Annotated in this window: 19 protein-coding genes and 1 other RNA gene; 11 read left to right on the top strand and 9 right to left on the bottom strand. The window is 59.0% G+C overall.

Annotation, left to right across the window (positions count from 1 at the left end; genetic code table 11):
• Positions 1 to 426: 426 nt before the first annotated feature.
• From ACHPFG_RS23700 to ACHPFG_RS23690, 3 genes are all read right to left on the bottom strand, one after another.
• Entirely contained in the window at positions 427 to 1,077 is a 651-nt protein-coding gene (locus ACHPFG_RS23700; protein WP_431700580.1) for a hypothetical protein, read from the bottom strand.
• Positions 1,078 to 1,323, bottom strand: coding sequence for a hypothetical protein (locus ACHPFG_RS23695; protein WP_431700579.1), 246 nt, complete (start codon positions 1,321 to 1,323; stop codon positions 1,078 to 1,080). It abuts the gene before it with no gap.
• 468 nt (positions 1,324 to 1,791) lie between these two features.
• Positions 1,792 to 2,346, bottom strand: coding sequence for a recombinase family protein (locus tag ACHPFG_RS23690; RefSeq protein ID WP_431700578.1), 555 nt, complete (start codon positions 2,344 to 2,346; stop codon positions 1,792 to 1,794).
• Positions 2,347 to 2,545: 199 nt separating this feature from the next.
• Here ACHPFG_RS23690 and ACHPFG_RS23685 point away from each other — a divergent pair, with 199 nt between their 5' ends.
• Positions 2,546 to 3,205 (top strand): hypothetical protein, encoded by a 660-nt coding sequence (locus ACHPFG_RS23685; RefSeq protein WP_431700577.1) that lies wholly within the window; start codon positions 2,546 to 2,548, stop codon positions 3,203 to 3,205.
• Positions 3,206 to 3,579: 374 nt separating this feature from the next.
• Positions 3,580 to 4,209: a hypothetical protein gene (locus ACHPFG_RS23680; protein ID WP_431700576.1), complete on the top strand. Its 630-nt coding sequence runs from the start codon at positions 3,580 to 3,582 to the stop codon at positions 4,207 to 4,209.
• Positions 4,210 to 4,354: 145 nt separating this feature from the next.
• On the opposite strand, the gene ACHPFG_RS23675 is transcribed toward ACHPFG_RS23680, so the two are convergent.
• A complete protein-coding gene (locus ACHPFG_RS23675; RefSeq protein WP_431700575.1) occupies positions 4,355 to 4,831 on the bottom strand; it encodes a hypothetical protein in 477 nt (158 codons plus the stop codon).
• 207 nt (positions 4,832 to 5,038) lie between these two features.
• On the opposite strand from ACHPFG_RS23675, the gene ffs reads away from it, so the two are divergent.
• The 3 genes from ffs (at position 5,039) to ACHPFG_RS23660 (ending at position 7,015) form a co-directional block, all read left to right on the top strand.
• An RNA gene (gene ffs, locus ACHPFG_RS23670) (signal recognition particle sRNA small type) lies at positions 5,039 to 5,135 on the top strand.
• 241 nt (positions 5,136 to 5,376) lie between these two features.
• Positions 5,377 to 6,423 (top strand): N-acetylmuramidase family protein, encoded by a 1,047-nt coding sequence (locus ACHPFG_RS23665; RefSeq protein ID WP_431700574.1) that lies wholly within the window; start codon positions 5,377 to 5,379, stop codon positions 6,421 to 6,423.
• 1 nt (position 6,424) lies between these two features.
• Positions 6,425 to 7,015, top strand: coding sequence for a hypothetical protein (locus ACHPFG_RS23660; protein WP_431700573.1), 591 nt, complete (start codon positions 6,425 to 6,427; stop codon positions 7,013 to 7,015).
• Between the two features lie 64 nt (positions 7,016 to 7,079).
• On the opposite strand, the gene ACHPFG_RS23655 is transcribed toward ACHPFG_RS23660, so the two are convergent.
• On the bottom strand, positions 7,080 to 7,943 hold the full coding sequence (locus ACHPFG_RS23655; RefSeq protein WP_431700572.1) for a LysR family transcriptional regulator: 864 nt from the start codon (positions 7,941 to 7,943) through the stop codon (positions 7,080 to 7,082).
• A gap of 102 nt (positions 7,944 to 8,045) precedes the next feature.
• On the opposite strand from ACHPFG_RS23655, the gene ACHPFG_RS23650 reads away from it, so the two are divergent.
• A complete protein-coding gene (locus ACHPFG_RS23650; protein WP_431700571.1) occupies positions 8,046 to 9,005 on the top strand; it encodes a DMT family transporter in 960 nt (319 codons plus the stop codon).
• Here ACHPFG_RS23650 and ACHPFG_RS23645 read toward each other — a convergent pair.
• A complete protein-coding gene (locus ACHPFG_RS23645) occupies positions 8,919 to 9,290 on the bottom strand; it encodes a VOC family protein (RefSeq protein ID WP_131699663.1) in 372 nt (123 codons plus the stop codon). The two genes, ACHPFG_RS23650 and ACHPFG_RS23645, sit on opposite strands and share 87 nt — an antisense overlap.
• Before the next feature lie 54 nt (positions 9,291 to 9,344).
• On the bottom strand, positions 9,345 to 10,094 hold the full coding sequence (locus ACHPFG_RS23640) for a substrate-binding periplasmic protein (RefSeq protein ID WP_431700570.1): 750 nt from the start codon (positions 10,092 to 10,094) through the stop codon (positions 9,345 to 9,347).
• Between the two features lie 133 nt (positions 10,095 to 10,227).
• Here ACHPFG_RS23640 and dnaX point away from each other — a divergent pair, with 133 nt between their 5' ends.
• The 4 genes from dnaX (at position 10,228) to recR (ending at position 14,495) form a co-directional block, all read left to right on the top strand.
• Positions 10,228 to 12,276, top strand: coding sequence for a DNA polymerase III subunit gamma/tau (gene dnaX, locus ACHPFG_RS23635; protein ID WP_131699661.1), 2,049 nt, complete (start codon positions 10,228 to 10,230; stop codon positions 12,274 to 12,276).
• A 43-nt stretch (positions 12,277 to 12,319) separates the two neighbouring features.
• Positions 12,320 to 12,658, top strand: a complete 339-nt coding sequence (locus tag ACHPFG_RS23630; protein WP_003193199.1) for a YbaB/EbfC family nucleoid-associated protein — start codon at positions 12,320 to 12,322, stop codon at positions 12,656 to 12,658.
• A gap of 133 nt (positions 12,659 to 12,791) precedes the next feature.
• The gene (locus ACHPFG_RS23625; RefSeq protein ID WP_131699660.1) at positions 12,792 to 13,826 is read left to right on the top strand and encodes an NADP-dependent oxidoreductase; all 1,035 of its coding nucleotides are present in this window, start codon (positions 12,792 to 12,794) and stop codon (positions 13,824 to 13,826) included.
• Positions 13,827 to 13,892: 66 nt separating this feature from the next.
• Complete coding sequence (gene recR, locus ACHPFG_RS23620) at positions 13,893 to 14,495, top strand: recombination mediator RecR (protein ID WP_027603720.1); 603 nt, start codon at positions 13,893 to 13,895, stop codon at positions 14,493 to 14,495.
• Positions 14,496 to 14,573: 78 nt separating this feature from the next.
• Here the strand turns inward: recR and ACHPFG_RS23615 are convergent, their stop codons facing one another.
• Complete coding sequence (locus tag ACHPFG_RS23615) at positions 14,574 to 15,122, bottom strand: adenine phosphoribosyltransferase (protein WP_131699659.1); 549 nt, start codon at positions 15,120 to 15,122, stop codon at positions 14,574 to 14,576.
• Between the two features lie 79 nt (positions 15,123 to 15,201).
• Positions 15,202 to 15,936: a fumarate/nitrate reduction transcriptional regulator Fnr gene (gene fnr, locus ACHPFG_RS23610; RefSeq protein ID WP_131699658.1), complete on the bottom strand. Its 735-nt coding sequence runs from the start codon at positions 15,934 to 15,936 to the stop codon at positions 15,202 to 15,204.
• Between the two features lie 153 nt (positions 15,937 to 16,089).
• Here fnr and ACHPFG_RS23605 point away from each other — a divergent pair, with 153 nt between their 5' ends.
• Positions 16,090 to 16,554 (top strand): hypothetical protein, encoded by a 465-nt coding sequence (locus ACHPFG_RS23605; RefSeq protein WP_431700568.1) that lies wholly within the window; start codon positions 16,090 to 16,092, stop codon positions 16,552 to 16,554.
• The last annotated feature ends 3 nt before the right edge of the window (positions 16,555 to 16,557 follow it).

Here is a 16,557-nt window from a genome sequence, read left to right as displayed (position 1 = left end):
AACGCCCAGACATTGCGTCCGTGGGGCGTTAGCGAGCTGCTGGGTTTAGGGTGCCGACCACCAGAGAGGTGCTGGCGTGGTGTTTATTGGGGAAGTGTGCTCAGTGCGGCTAAACCCCGATGGAGGCTTCTACGCAAGGGCGGCCGTGGTAGACGGCAGTAGCGAAGCTGCTGTCGGCTGCCCAACGAGGACGACCAACAAGTAAGCAAGGCTTTGAGGGTGGTGTTCGTAGTCAATCCCATAGAAAGAAAGACTGAGTTTTTACTTTGGTTGGAAACTAACCACCTTGTCCCCTTAGCTGGTCAGGATTGTTGGTCAGGCTCGATGGACCCAAACAGCAGCTGCGCTACTGCCCGGTTCACGCCTGCCCTCAGTTGTCTGCTTATATAATATCTGGCAGGAAATTGAGGTCCCGTAATACGCGGGCTACAGGCCAGTTCGACCGCCAAATTCGGCGGGACTAATGCCAAGCCAATCCGAGTACGCAGCATCACGGCCTTGGAGGTCGCCTCTCCAGGCGTACCAGGGATGAACCGTGATACGTGTTGGCCATTGGCGCCCTTGGGTCTTGCGCTTCACTACGTTCATGTTTTCCAAGTCTTTGAGCGCGCGTTCAACCGACCTCTGTGGTGTGTCCAAGGCCTGGGCCAAATCTTCAATGCGACCGAACCAGTAGTTTCTCCCAGACAAGTTCTGAGCAAGGTGGCTTAGCGTGCAAACGGCGGTTCCCGAAGCACCGGAAGCAAGCAGCTCAATGGCTTTTGTAGCACTGAAGTATTTGTTGTCTAGCCAGGTGTCGAACGTTGCCAATGCTTCACTCAGTTCCTCATTATCCCTCGCTTGGGTTGGGAACTTGGTGTCTAGGCCCACGTAAACATCAATCCGGCGTACAACTCTGTACCTGGGAAGCTTGCGGGTGGCGTGGATGATTTGACCTGTATTCGGGTCGGCAAAGTATGTGTGCTTACCGTCCGTCACCGCGATGGTCGGTCTGCCTGCCGTTGGTTTGAATTGCGACGCATAGTGTTGGTCGTCACTTTGCAGGGCAGCTTCAACATTCATGTTATTTGCGTCCATTCAGCGACTCCGCACAATGGGGTCGAGGGCCTTCCAGTAAGGAGCCTCCCAGTCTGGCTGGAGAAGGTCGAGCATGTCGGTGTCGGTCCACGTAAGGCCGCTGACCAGGGCCAGCTCCAGGGCTTCTGCAAGCCGTGTGTTGCGTCCTTTGCGCCGACTGATGGCGTTGGCAAGGTAGGTAAGGCGGGCAACGTGGTCCGCACGTAGGTGTAGATTGAGGCGCACAAGGCGCATGGGTTGTTTCATGGGATTGAAGTCCAGTGATAGAAAACGCCAAAGCCCCGCCGTGGTTTTCCAGGCAGGGTTGATGGTTCGCAGGAGGTAGGTTTGAAATGCCGCCGGACGGGATGCCGGTCTGGTTATACGAAGACTGGCAGTAATTCCCCTGGTGCTGTCTGAGGGGGATGACGGGTGCCTTTCTCAATGACTGGCACTAATTACCGTCTTTGTGGCTGAAGCCCAGCAGGAGCAAGGGTTTCAGGAGGACAGGAGGGTGTTGAATAAGGCCGGGAATTCCTCCTTGGACACTAGCGTGTTTCGGAGGGGGTTGCGCTGCAACTTGGCCGCGTGGATTGGGGCGCAACATGGCCGGCGGCGTTACAATGTCCGTAGGTTGCAAACACGGATCCCCGTTGTTTCCAGTAGGGCGATTGCTACCTAGCTGTGTCGGTGATTGGATAAGACTGTGACTGGCGGTAGTTGCCTACGTCGCCTTCATGCTTGTTCTGCAAGGTATTTGTAGAGCGTCGACTGACCTATATTGAGGCGGGCCGCTACAGCCGCTTTCGACATCCCCTTCTTGAGCAGGTCGCGGGCTGTTTCTATAACGGCTGGATCCAGTGCCTTGCGCCCTGTGTATTTTCCGTCGACCTTGGCTTTCTCTATTCCAATGCGCTGCCTCTCCAGCATCAACTCCCGTTCCATCTTCGCCATGCCTGCCATTATGGTGAAGACCATCTCCCCAGCTGGAGTTGTGATGTCGATGCCCAAGTTGTCGATTTTCAGCTTGACGTTACGCTTCTTCAATCCCTCAGCCAGAGCCAGCACTTCAGCGCTGTTACGTCCCAAGCGCGACACCTCCCGGACAACCAGTTCATCGCCCGTCTGGAGGTTAGCCAGCAGTTGCTGGAACTTGGGACGGTCGGTGGTCGTGCCAGTGAATCGTTCTTCTACAACTACGCCGTGAGGGTACAGCCCCTTCAGGAATTCGGCCTGGGCATCAGTGTCTTGTTCGTTGGTCGAGACGCGGGCGTAGAGGTAAGTAGTCATGGCTTGATATTCTATATGGGATCTAAGATGTTTTGAGAATATGCGATTCTATTACCGAAAACAACCCCAAATAGAGGGGCGTGCGGTTTCTCGCTGGGGGATGGCCTAAAAAGAGGTGGAGTCAAAACTAAGGCATGGCCCGGTAGCTTCCCTCTTGGTCCATACTACCGAGGCAAATACCATCAGGTTAAGGACGGCGATGAAGTTCGAACCAAGTGGCTCCATCGACGCAATGCACTGCCTTGCGATTAAGCATGAGTACCTCCGCTGCCGGGACATGTTCGAGGTGTTTCGAGATACGGCAACGGGTATCGTTCTGTCTGGGCATAGCCGTGAGGCGGCTTACCGTGCCTACAACGCTTACTCCGGCTTCATCCTGCACCTTTACGAGTTCCTCATCGCACTACACGCCAGAGACTACGGGGACACCGAAGTTGTCAGCTACAAAGCGGCGCGGGCAAGCGGTTATGAACGGGCGGATATTCTGGATGCACTGGTCAATGAGGACGCCGAGAGAGTCGTCCAGAACCGTATAGACCGGATAAACCGTGGTTCTGCCCCCAGTCACGAGAACGCCATCGACTACTACTACCGGCTTCTCCCCCTCCCAACCGACTTCGCCAAGACCTTTCGTAGGATGAGAAACAAAGTAGGTGGCCATGTCACATACGAACGCCTCGAAGAAATTGACCTGACGGCTTTCTACCAAGCCAACCATCCGTACTTGTACCTGCTCTACCGCGACCTGGGTGACTACTGGGGGCGTCACTGTGAGGAGATCCCCGACCTGGCCAACGTGACTGATTTCTTCAAAGCGGTCTTGGACTCAGAAACGCCTGAGGGGGCCAGGGGGGAATAAAACGTAGAGCACTTACAATGAAGTGTCTTCGGATTTTTCCCCTAGAAACAGCCCGGACCTTTGGGATGTTGATCCATAAATGAGTGTGCAACCACGAACCTCTAAGGCCGACTGGTCGTACTTCAACCGGTATAGTGGGTGTCATTGCGTGTAAGAGCGGCGACTGGGACAGGCGCAGAAGTCGAGGGTTGGGTACGGGGGGAAGGGGGTCAAGGCTTATTACTTACAAGGCCCTCGGATTTTTACCTCAAAATATTCCGGGCTTGAGAAGCCAATCGGGGCAGTGCAAGCTTCCAGTAGCCCACCGGTCAAAAACGACAAACTTAGTCCTAGCAACATGGTGGAAAAAGTGCCTTCATCATGCCCGGAAACCTATGAAAACCTTCATCGCTGCCGTTCTTATTGTCGCCTCGGCTACCGTGGGCGCAGCCAGTCTCGAAGACAAAGTCAAAGCGACAAAAACCGTCGAACACAAGTACCAGGAAGCTACCAAGGACATTACTGATAACGTGTTCATCAAGTACCGAGATAACCTCCAGATAGACACGCCTGAACTTGAAGTCGTATCCAGCAGCAGCAAAACGGTCGACATCCGAATTACATATACCTGGCGTGTTCCTGAGTCCGTCCTTGAGGAAATACAGGACACCCTAGGGAAGTACTTCTTGACGACTCTGTACGACTCGAAAATTACTGTTGGCACACACAATTGCAACGGTCACATCGGCAGTGACTATTGCGACATCAAAGACAACCTTCAGCGGTTCATAGAATCGAAGTCAGTAGGAACCGAAGTAACGCTCCTCGGTGTGAGAGACATCCTGACTTACAACGGTACGGGCACCCAATTTCCCCAATCCCGTAAGTACAGCGTGGTCTTCACCGTCGACAAGGCGAAGGTCAAAGGCGATCCGAAGCCGAGGCTTGAAAGCCATGTCTATAACGTAAGTGGGTGCGTCCCTTTCATCCCTGAGTGCAGCATCAAGGGCATCCATCGACAGTAATGAAAGTCACTGTAGGTCGGTCTCTCCTAAGTAACGCGCCGCCTAGTGATTCGTAGAAGACCGTACAACGCCGCCACTAACGCGCACTACAGCCCTTCGAATCAAGGGCTCCGGTATGAACTGGCGTGTTGGCGGTCGGTTCCGGTCAGGCGTTTTGTTCGGATAGCCGCCTCTTAACGTCCTCCACAGTCCCCAGCAGGTTGTTCCCGTCGCCATGCCGTTTCAAACCAAACTTTGCCCCAAACGCTTCTGATTCTTCGTTGGTCGATTCGATCCCTATATTGCTGTACCCAACACTGTCCGCGCACTCCACCAGGAACGCCATGAATCGCCGCCCGTGGCCTTTACGAGAAGGTGTGAAGCCTATCCGGGCTATGACTAAGCAGTTGTGTCCTGTCCATTGCCCCCTCTGCGGGGTAACTCGAAGGTAGAGGTCATATTTGAGCGTCCTTGCGTTTACCGTAGTCCCCAGACCCAGCGTCACATAGTTGCGCTTATAACCGAACTGGGCGGCAAGGTAGGGCGCCAGCAACTCCGCGAAATGCTCGGCTCTTGCACGCGCCTCCTTGTTCTCCCGCTGCTCTGCTTCTAGGTCACGCTCCTCAAGCATTGGGGTATTCATAGCTTGTTCCTCATTGGTCGAAACGGGCTGCACGCCGTTTAGTGGGGCCTGGTAGGCGCCTTCAGGTGGTACAAAAGGGAGGCAAATGGGTGATACAAATGGCTTGCGCGTCATCCCTTCACACGCCGTACAATGACGTCAAATTCTCATCCGCGTGATGGTGAAAGATCGTACAGAGTATGCTTGGAAGCCCCAGGTAGGTGACCCCATCGGTCCCCCCGCAACGATTACCCGTGAACCTGGTCAGAGCCGGAAGGCAGCAGCCACAGCGGGAACATTGTGTGCCGGGGTGTGGCTGGTGGGGTTGCCTCCATAACGCTCTCCCAGCAGTCCCCCTTCGATTCAAATCCAAATTACTTATTTTCAGTCAACTGCCGATGTTTTATTGCGCGGTCGATGACGGCTGTTTCACAACTTTCCAACACCCCTCTGGACAACCCCAAACCGCCTTGTTAGTTTCCGCCGGCCACTTGTTTCAGAATATGACAGTGTGCCGATTTGATATTGAAGTGCTATCACTTCTTTAACTAACAAGGATGTCTGTAATGAAAAGCCTGCAAGGGTTACCTCGTCTTATCAGTGCTTCGGTAGGTGCGCCGGGTAAAGCCCGCAACTTGCCCGCCGATGTGCAGTGCATCCAGTATTTATTCAATTTGATCATTCCCAAGATGGGTTTCCCGTTGGCCGAAAACGGCAAGTGCGATGGCCAGTTGGTGCAGTGCATCAGCCAATACCAATTTCGCCACCTCAAGTATGCCCATCCCGATGGCGTGGTCGACCCCACCGGTCGCACGTTCAACAGCCTGATCGAGGAGGCGGTGAAGGTGCCGGTGAAGGCCTTCCCGACGATGCGCATACCGAGTTTTCTCAATGCATTTGGCAACAACCAGGGCGATGCGGTGCAGGCCACGGTCAATGTGTACCTGGACCGCATGCGCGCGATGATCGAGGCCGAGCGGCGTAACCGGCAATTGATGCTCCAGGCCACGTGCGACGGGGGCATGACCCTCAGCGAAACGGACTTTCAGAACGCCGCCACGCAGTTGGGCAGCGGTATTTCGGTGAATATCATCAAGGCCTTCGCCACTGTGGAATCAGGTGGGCGTTCGGGGTTCGGCCCGGCCAAGTTGCCGGTGATCGCGTTTGAAGGACACTTGTTTCGCAAGTACACCAAGCACATCTACGACCAGGCGCACCCGCTGCTGTCCTACCCCTACAAGAAAAAAGCCGGGCCGCAGTGGCAGGCCAATAACAAGGACCAGGCCAAGGCTTGGGAAACCATGGCCACCGCATTTGCCCTGGACCAGGAAGCGGCACTCATGTCGGCGTCGTGGGGTATGTTCCAGATCATGGGCTTCAACTTTGCATCGTGCGGCTACAAGACGGTGTTTGAGTTTTCGGCAGGATTAAAAGTGAATGCCGGCAACCAACTAAAAGCGTTTCTCGGTTTTTGCAGCAAGAGCCCGGCCTTGATGAAAGCCATGAAAGCCAAGGATTTTACCGGCATGGCGCGTAACTATAACGGCGAGGACTACGGCAACTACGACGTCCTGATGCAAAAAGCCTACGAAAAACTTGAAGGGAAAAAATAGGATGATCCGTTTTCTAGCGATAGGTGTGTTGTCGTTGTGCGCCGTGGGCCCTGCCTTGGCCGGTTCGGTTGCGTTGCATTCGGGCAAGTACGAAGGGCTGATGCTGGCAGTGACGCCCGAACATCAGGTTGAAGGGTTCTATTCTGAAGCCATGGGCGAGGGCGTCACCCGCCGTTGCGCGTTTTACCTTCAAGGCAAACCTGAGGCGCTCACCACCTGGCTCGATGAGGCTCATCCCGGCAGCCTGGCGCCTTCGTCCGATGGCGTGACCCTGACGGTGGAAGAGGGCCGCCAGCACCCTGGGTGCATGAACGTGCTGATGCCGGAGATTGCCACCGGCCTGGACCTGACCCAGACCGCCAGCAAAAAATGGATCGGCCTGGTGACGGTATCCGCCGACAAGGCTTACCTGCTGAAGACCCCAGGCGCCAAGCCCGCCAAGCGTCCGTATATCGTCAAGCGCGATGTGGTCGGTGTGCTGGCCTTCAAGGACGGTTGGGCCCAGGTCGAGTTCATCAATGCCGACGACCGCTCGTTCAGCGGCTGGATCAGTCAGGATCAGTACGCAAGGTTGGCTGCTCCGGAAGGCTGATTGCGCAGTTGCTTGAAAACGAAAGGTGGGAGGGGACAAGCCCGTTCCACCTTTTTGATTTGTGTCAGCTAAAAGTCTCCCGCAACAGCTCCGCAAATGCATCCCTGGCCAGATGTCGCTGGGTGTCCTTGTGCCAGAACAGCAGGTTATCCACGGCCGCCAGTTCTTCAAATCGATAAGACGCCAGTTGGTTGGCCTGCTCATAGCGGGCGAGGATGCCTTCCGGCGCCAGCGCCACGCCAATCCCAGCGCTGACGCAGCCGATGATCGTGCCCCAACTGGCATAGCTGGCGATGGTTGGTTTGAAGTCATGGGGCTTGACCCAGTTTTCCAGTGCCGCGCGATATGGGCAGCCGGGTGGCCAGACCAGCAAGGTGCGCCCGGCGAGGTCCTCGGCGCCACTGATGGGGTCACTGGACGCGCTGGCGATCAGCACCAGGCGCTCGCTGTAGACCACGCTGTGTTCGAGCCTGGTGCGCTTGTTGCCGGCGGCCACCAGCGCCACGTCCAGGCGATGGTGTTGCAGGTCGTCGAGCAGTTGGCCCCAGGCGCCGGTCACCAGTTCCAGGCTGACATCGGGGTAGCGCCGGTGATACTCCGCCAGCAGTGGCGGCAAGCGTCCGCTGGCGCTGGACTCCACCGCGCCGATACGCAAGGTGCCACGGGGAATGGCGTTGGCGTCCACGGCGCGTTTGGACTCATCCACCAGCGCGAGAATGCGTTCGCAGTAATCCAGGAAAATTTCACCGGCAGCACTGATGGCCAGCCCACGCCCGGCGCGGATGAATAGCGGTGTGCCCAGTTCTCCCTCCAGCTGCTTGATGCGCGTGGTGATGTTGGACGGTACGCAGTGCAATTGCGCCGCGGCCTGGGCCACGCTGCCGGTTTGCGCCACGGCTCGCACCATTTTCAGTTGGGCCAGTTCCATTGCTCAGTTCCAGTGATTGCAGAAGTCAGAAACGGTTAATTGTCCTGCGCCTTACCCGGGCCAAGACTGACGGCACACCTTCTCAGTTTCTGGACGCCGTCGATGAATACCCCTTCACCCGTAAAGCTTACGCTAGTCATCGCCAGCGTCATCCTGTGTTGGGCCTATTCTCCGATTGGCGTGCACATGGGGCTGCACAGCTACAGTCCCGGTCAGTTGGCATTGCTACGGTTTTTGATCGCCTCGGTGTTCATGGGCGTCGTGGCGCTGGTGATGGGCATTGGCCGGCCGCGCTTGCGCGATGTGCCCTGGTTACTGGTACTGGGGTTTTTCGGCGTGTTCCTGCATCACACCGCGATCAACTACGGACAGCAATGGGTGACTGCGGCGGCGTCCAGTGTTCTGGCGCAGTCAGCGCCGTTGTTCAGTGTGCTGATCGCGTTTTTCTGCTTGAAGGAACGGGTCAGCGCCTGGCGCTGGGGCTGCGTGTTGCTGGGCCTGCTCGGCGTGCTGGTGGTGATCTGGGGCGATCAGGGCGTGGGTGACATCGACCCGCGTGGCGCGTTGATCCTGCTGGCGGCGGTGTCGTGGAGCGTGTATTTCGCCGTCCAGAAACACTATGCCCACCGTTACAGCCCGCTGACCATGGCGTGCTACATGGTGTGGGCGGGCACGCTGATGTTGTGTGTGAACCTGCCGGGCCTGCCTGCGGCGGTGCTGCAGGCGCCGTTGCCGGAGAACCTGGCGGTGCTGGTGCTTGGCATCTTCCCCAGCGCCCTGGCGTACCTGGCTTGGGGTTATGTGTTGAAGCATGTTGAAGTCAGTCGCGCGTCGGTGGCGATGTACCTGATCCCGCCGGTGGCGATGGTGATGGCCGCGACGTTGCTGGGCGAACACATTGCCTTGCAGGTGATGCTGGGCGCTGTGATCGTGCTGGCCAGCGTGGCGGCCATCAGCCTGGAGGGGCGCTGGCGGTCAGTCGTTCAGGCAAAACGCGCGCAGGCGGTGGCCATCGAGGTCCTGGGCGACGAAGGTGTAGCCGAAATCCAGGCTCGTCGGTGACTGGATAATGACGGCGCCCCGTTCTGCCCATTGGTCGTGCAGCGCGTCCACGGCGGCCGTGTCGGGCAGCGAGAAGCCCACTTCACCGCCCCCGCCTGTGAGCTGGGCTGCCGGCTCGACGGTATGGCGCGACCACAGCCCGAGCTTTACGCCGTTGTCGAGAATGAACAGGGCAAAGGTCGGGTTCAATTCGACCGGTGGCTTGCCCAGCAGGCGGCTATAGAAGTTGGCACTGGTGGCCGGGCTGTCGACGTACAGCAGGAAGTAATGGGCGACGGTGTTCATGTGGACTCCTTGAGAACGGGTGGTTGAGGGCGCCGAGTCTATAAGGCGTCATTGTCAGTTCTTGTCAGGAGTCTCACCGGTGTACAGCTTGATGATTTCATCGACTTCGCCGGACATTTTCATGCGCAGCAAGGTGCGCAGGATCTGCTGCACCGGCACGTTCGGATCATTGCGCACGGCGCAGCCCACGCGTTGTTCATCGATCACGGCGACTTTATGCAGTTTTGTGCCGGTCGGCATTCGCTGGTTGAAACGATCCAGGATCCATTCGTTGCTCACCGCAAACTTGAAGCGTCCGGCCACTAGCTTGTACAGCACCTGCTCTTCGCTGCGTGCATCGTCGCGGGAGAGTTGGCCGCTGGCAAACAGCGGGTCGAGGATGGCGTAGCGATAATTGAGCACCGTGCCGATCGATTGAGGTGCCAGCCTGGTCACTTGCACCGGCTGCGTGGGAATGTGGCTACTTACCAGCACGTTTCGCTGCACCATCAACGGGATGCTCCAGGTGTAGTCGCCGGACAGGTTGTTGAGCCAGGCCTGGGTGACATAACAGCGCACATCAATATCGCCATGCTCCATGGCCGTCGAGATACGTGCCCGGGCCAGTACATGGAACTGTGCCGGACGGCCGACCTGGGTGGCCAGGCTCAACATCACGTCATACAGAATGCCCTGGGTGGGCCGTCCCTCGTCCAGTTGCACCATGGGCATCGCCCAACTGTCGGAAACCGAGAAACGCAGCGGTGCAGGCGCCGCCAGGCAAGCCGTGGTCATCATCCATAAAGCGCCCAGGACTACACGCATACACTCTCCGGGTTAAGGCCTTTTTGGGGCCAATCAGCAGAGCTTAGTCAGATTAGGCGAGCGTGCCGGATGCAATTTCCCCCTTGCTCCGCTAGCATTACCGGCTTCCGCTTCCCAGTTGCGACGGTTTTCGATGAGTTATCAGGTTCTTGCACGTAAATGGCGTCCGCGCTCGTTCCGCGAAATGGTCGGCCAGACCCATGTGCTCAAGGCTCTGATCAATGCCTTGGACAGCCAGCGGCTGCACCACGCCTACCTGTTCACCGGTACTCGGGGGGTGGGCAAGACCACTATTGCGCGCATCATCGCCAAATGCCTGAACTGTGAAACCGGTATCACTTCGACGCCCTGCGGCACCTGCTCGGTGTGCCGCGAGATCGATGAAGGGCGTTTCGTCGACCTGATCGAGATCGACGCCGCGAGCCGCACCAAGGTCGAAGACACCCGCGAGCTGCTCGACAACGTGCAGTACGCGCCCAGCCGTGGCCGCTTCAAGGTCTACCTGATCGACGAAGTGCACATGCTCTCCAGCCATTCCTTCAACGCCTTGTTGAAAACCCTGGAAGAGCCGCCGCCCTACGTTAAATTCATCCTGGCCACCACCGATCCGCAGAAACTTCCTGCAACGATCCTGTCGCGGTGCCTGCAGTTCTCCCTGAAAAACATGACCCCTGAGCGCGTGGTGGAGCATTTGACCCACGTGCTGGGCGTCGAGAACGTACCGTTCGAAGATGACGCATTGTGGCTGCTGGGCCGCGCCGCCGATGGTTCGATGCGCGATGCCATGAGCCTCACCGACCAGGCCATTGCCTTTGGTGAAGGCAAGGTCATGGCCGCCGATGTGCGCGCCATGCTCGGCACCCTGGACCACGGGCAGGTGTTCGACGTGCTGCACGCGCTGATCGAGGGCGATGCCAAGGCGTTGCTCGAGGCCGTGCGCCACCTGTCGGAGCAAGGCCCGGACTGGAACGGCGTGCTTTCGGAAATCCTCAACGTGCTGCACCGCGTCGCCATCGCCCAGGCATTGCCTGAAGGTGTCGACAATGGCCATGGCGACCGCGACCGCGTGTTGGCCCTGGCCCAGGCGTTGCCGGCCGAAGACGTGCAGTTCTACTACCAGATGGGCCTGATCGGTCGTCGCGACTTGCCTTTGGCACCGGACCCGCGCGGAGGCTTCGAGATGGTCCTGCTGCGGATGCTGGCCTTCCGGCCCGCTGACTCGGCAGACGCACCGAGACAGCCGCTAAAGCCAGTGGGGATCAGCCAGGCCACAGTTGATTCCGCCAAACCAGTGGCTGGCGCGGCGGTGGTCGCGCCAGTGGTTGCTGCCCCCGTTGCACCGGCGCCTGAGCCGGCACCGGTGGTGGCGGCAGCAGTGGTCGAGCCGGAACCGGTTGTCGAGCCCGAGCCTGTGGTCGACCTGCCCTGGAATGACCCGGTAGACGCTGAGGTCGAGGTCGAACAGCAGCCCTATGTCGAGCCGGTACTGGAAACCGCCGGTGAGCAGCCTGAGCTGACGCCGATGCCTGCACCGACGCCGGACAGCGTGGTGCCGGCCGCCCCGGAGTGGGTTTCAGCCCCGGTTCCCGAGCCGACCGTCGCCCAGGTCGAAGCAGCAATCCCGGGCATCGACCTCGACGACGAACCGCCGCTGGACGAAGATTACATCGAGCCGGACATGGATTCGGCCTATAGCTACCTGGACGATCTGGCCAGCGAGCACACTGCCGAGCCAGCCCCGGAACCCGAGGCAGAGCCCGCTGCGGCGCCGGCCACCGGCCTGGCCCTGCAATGGCTGGAGCTGTTCCCCAAACTGCCGATTTCCGGCATGACCGGCAGCATCGCCGCCAACTGCACCCTGATCGCCATTGACGGCGACCACTGGCTGTTGCACCTGGACCCGGCCCACAGCGCCCTGTTCAACGCGACCCAGCAACGGCGCCTCAACGATGCCCTGAACCAGTACCATGGGCGCACGCTGACCATCACCATCGAGTTGATCAAGCCCGAGCAGGAAACCCCGGCCCAGGCCGCCACCCGTCGGCGTATCAACCGCCAGCGTGAGGCTGAGGACTCGATCCACGGCGATCCGCTCATCCAGCAGATGATGCAGCAGTTCGGTGCGGTCGTTCGCCAAGATACAATTGAACCTGTCGAAGCCCCGGTGCCCCAGGCGTCCTGACACCGGGCTATTAATTGATCCACGTACTTTTGAGGTGATTCCCATGATGAAAGGTGGCATGGCCGGCCTGATGAAGCAGGCACAGCAGATGCAGGAAAAGATGGCCAAGATGCAGGAAGAACTGGCCAACGCCGAAGTCACCGGTAAAGCCGGTGGCGATATGGTCAGTGTGGTGATGACCGGTCGTCACGACATCAAGCGCGTGAGCATTGACCCAAGCGTACTGCCAGGCGTGGGCGAAGATGACCTGGAAATGCTCGAGGCGCTGTTCGCTGCAGCCGTCAACGACGCCGTGCGCAAGATTGAAGCCAACAGCCAGGACAAAATGTCCGGCGTGACCGCCGGCATGCAACTGCCGCCGGGCATGAAGCTGCCGTTCTAATCGGCGGTCTTTAGCTAGACTCCAATGCCAGGCCTTGTGCCTGGCATTTTTGTTTGTGCCAATCCAATCGAACCCTGGCGCGGCACCTATGGTCTGCACCCTATACCGATAGATTCGATAAAGGAGCCCCTTCATGCCTCACGAACCGACTTTGAACCAGCGCATTGTCCTGGTCTCACGCCCCCAAGGCGCACCCACCCCGGAAAACTTCCGCCTGGAACGGGTGACCTTGCCGGAGTTGGCAGACGGCCAGGTCCTGCTGAAAACCCTGTACCTGTCCCTCGACCCTTATATGCGCGGTCGCATGAGCGACGCACCGTCCTACGCCGCGCCCGTGGAAATCGACGAGGTGATGACCGGCGGGGCTGTCAGCCGTGTCGAGCAATCACGTAATCCGAAATTCGAGGTGGGTGACCTGGTCGTCGGCGCCACCGGTTGGCAAAGCCACAGCATTTCCGACGGCCGCAACCTGATTCCGGTGCCCAATGGCCTGGCCAGCCCGTCCATGGCCTTGGGGGTATTGGGCATGCCTGGCATGACCGCCTACATGGGCCTGATGGATATCGGCCAGCCAAAAGCCGGGGAAACCCTGGTGGTGGCCGCAGCGTCCGGCGCCGTGGGTTCGGTGGTCGGCCAGGTGGCCAAGCTCAAGGGCCTGCGTGTGGTCGGGATTGCGGGCGGTGCCGACAAGTGCCGCTACGTGGTGGAGGAATTGGGCTTTGATGCCTGCATAGACCATAAGAGCGCAACGTTTGCCGAAGACTTGGCTCAGGCCTGCTTCAAGGGCGTGGACATTTACTTCGAAAACGTCGGTGGCAAGGTGTTCGACGCCGTGCTGCCGCTGCTCAATCCCAAGGCGCGCATCCCCCTGTGCGGGCTGATCGCCGGCTATAACGCCCATGAAGCCCCCAGCGGGCCTGACCGCTTGCCGGCGCTGCAACGCACGTTGTTGACCAAGCGTGTACGGATCCAGGGCTTTATCGTGTTTGACGACTACGGTGATCGTCAGCCGGAGTTCCTCAGCGCCATGGCACCGTGGGTGCGCGACGGCAAGATCAAGTTCCGTGAAGACGTGGTCGAGGGCCTGGAGCAGGCGCCCGAAGCCTTTATCGGTTTGCTGGAAGGGCGCAACTTCGGCAAGTTGGTGGTGCGGGTCGCGCAGGATTGAGCATTTGACGCTAATCCGGGGCGCGGGTATAAACCGCGTCTCGTTGTTTTGTCGGACCATTCGCCCATGAGCTTCAGCCCCTTGATTCGCCAACTGATCGACGCCCTGCGCACATTGCCGGGTGTCGGCCAGAAAACCGCCCAACGCATGGCGCTGCAACTGCTGGAGCGTGATCGCAGCGGCGGTACCCGGTTGGCCCAGGCCCTGAGCCAGGCCATGACCGGGGTGGGCCACTGCCGCCAGTGTCGTACCCTCACCGAAGAAGAACTCTGCCCGCAATGCGCCGACCCGCGCCGCGACGACACGCTGCTGTGCGTGGTGGAAGGGCCGATGGATGTGTACGCGGTGGAGCAGACCGGTTATCGCGGGCGCTACTTTGTGCTCAAGGGCCACCTCTCGCCGCTCGATGGCCTGGGGCCGGAGGCCATCGGCATTCCGCAGTTGGTGGCTCGTATTGAAGAACAGGGCACCTTTACCGAGGTGATCCTGGCCACCAACCCGACCGTGGAAGGTGAAGCCACCGCGCATTACATCGCTCAACTGCTGAGCAACAAAGGCCTGGTCACTTCGCGCATCGCCCATGGCGTGCCGCTGGGTGGCGAGTTGGAGTTGGTGGACGGCGGCACGTTGGCGCATTCGTTTGCCGGTCGTAAACCGATCGCGCTCTAACGATCACCGCAGGATCAAATGTGGGAGGGGCGGTGCGGCGATTCCACCTGCCCCTGATAGCGTCAGTCCAGGCAACCGTTATCGCTCGGTGAGGGCAAAGCGGGTCAGGCAAAACGTCGGAATCCCCATATCTTCCAGGCGCTGCGAGCCACCCAGCTCCGGCAGGTCAATGATCGCCGCCGCTTCAAAAACCTTCGCCCCCATGCGCCGCACCAGGTTCGCCGCCGCGATCAGGGTACCGCCCGTGGCGATCAGGTCATCGAACATCAGCACTGAATCACCCTCGCACAGGCTGTCGGCATGCACTTCGAGGAAGGCCTCACCGTATTCGGTCTGGTAACCCTCGGCCAGCACGTCAGCCGGCAGCTTGCCCTGCTTACGGAACAGGATCAGCGGCTTGTTCAGTTGGTAGGCGATGATCGAGCCGATCAGGAAGCCTCGTGCATCCATTGCGCCGATATGGCTGAAATCAGCCTCGACGTAGCGATGGGCAAAGGTGTCAGCCACCAGGCGCAGGGCCTTGGGCGATTGGAACAGCGGTGTGATGTCACGAAAGATCACCCCAGGCTTGGGGAAGTCGATGACGGGGCGGATCAGGGATTTGATGTCGAACGAATCGAAGGTCATCGTCGAAGAGTCCAGGGCGGAAAACGGACTCGAAGTATACCTGCGGCCTCGCCGATTGGCGCGGCCGCAAGTGTCTGCGTCAGCCTTCCAGCGAACCGCCTGCCAGCGCACACAGTTGGATCGGATCGAGGATGTGCACTTCCTTGCCTTCGGCGGCGAGCAGTTCGCTCTGCTGGAAACGGGTAAACACACGGGACACGGTTTCCACCGCCAGGCCCAGGTAATTGCCGATTTCGTTGCGCGACATGCTCAGACGGAACTGGTTGGCCGAGAAACCACGGGCGCGGAAACGCGCCGACAGGTTGACCAGGAAGGTGGCGATGCGCTCGTCGGCGGTTTTCTTCGACAGCAGCAACATCATCTGCTGGTCGTCACGGATCTCGCGGCTCATCACGCGCATCAACTGACGGCGCAGTTGTGGCAATTGCAGGGCCAGTTCGTCCAGGCGCTCGAAGGGGATTTCGCACACCGACGTGGTCTCCAGGGCCTGGGCCGACACCGGGTGAATCTCGGTGTCCATGCCCGACAACCCGACCAGCTCGCTGGGCAGGTGGAAACCGGTGATTTGCTCTTCGCCGCCGTCGCTCAGGCTGAAGGTCTTCAGCGCGCCCGAACGTACTGCATAGACGGAATCGAACTTGTCGCCCTGGCGAAACAGGAACTCGCCTTTCTTGAGCGGGCGACCACGTTTAACGATCTCGTCCAACGCTTCCATGTCTTCCAGATTCAGCGAAAGTGGCAGGCAGAGGGGGGCCAGGCTGCAATCCTTGCAGTGAGCCTGGCTGTTAGCGCGCAGTTTGACTGGCTCGGACATTTCTTAGATCCTTGTGGGAAAACACACATAAGACGTAAGGGTACCGCACTGTGGGGGGTGAGGCCAGCGAGTTAAAAATGGCAGCAAAGGTATAAATATTTTTTAAATGGCGCCGATAACACGGCATCGACTATCAACTTGGAGGTTCAGTAGGTGCTTTCCCTCAATACAAATCTTGCGGCTCGCACCCAGGTCCAGGTGCTGCCCGAGGCAAAAAAAGCCGCAGTCCAGAGTGACGAGGCCAAGGTTTCGGCCCCTGATGAGGCAAAGCCTGGGGTGTCCGTGACCATTTCCGGTGCGGCGATGAAAGCGGCGGCGGCGCAGAAAACGTCTAACAGCGATATAGACGACAGCGGCCTGGCAGAGAACGTCAAGAACCTGCTGAAGATGATTCGTGAAATCAAGAAGCAAATTGCCGAGAAGCAGGCCGAGATGGCGGCGGTGATGGCCGACAAAAACCTCAGTCCTGAACAGGCCCGTGCCCGCCTCTCCGGCCTGCAATCTGCGTTGAGTGGGCTGCAAGCCAGCTTGACCAGCGCTCAAGCGTCCCTCTCCAAGGCGATGAAAGACATGAGCGCCGGTGATGCGATCAAGGCCTCCGGCCTGGCGATGAAGTAATCG

It is taken from the genome of Pseudomonas sp. BR20, from assembly GCF_050780135.1.
Taxonomy (GTDB): Bacteria; Pseudomonadota; Gammaproteobacteria; order Pseudomonadales; family Pseudomonadaceae; genus Aquipseudomonas.
This window is presented reverse-complemented; position numbering and strand designations above follow the sequence as displayed.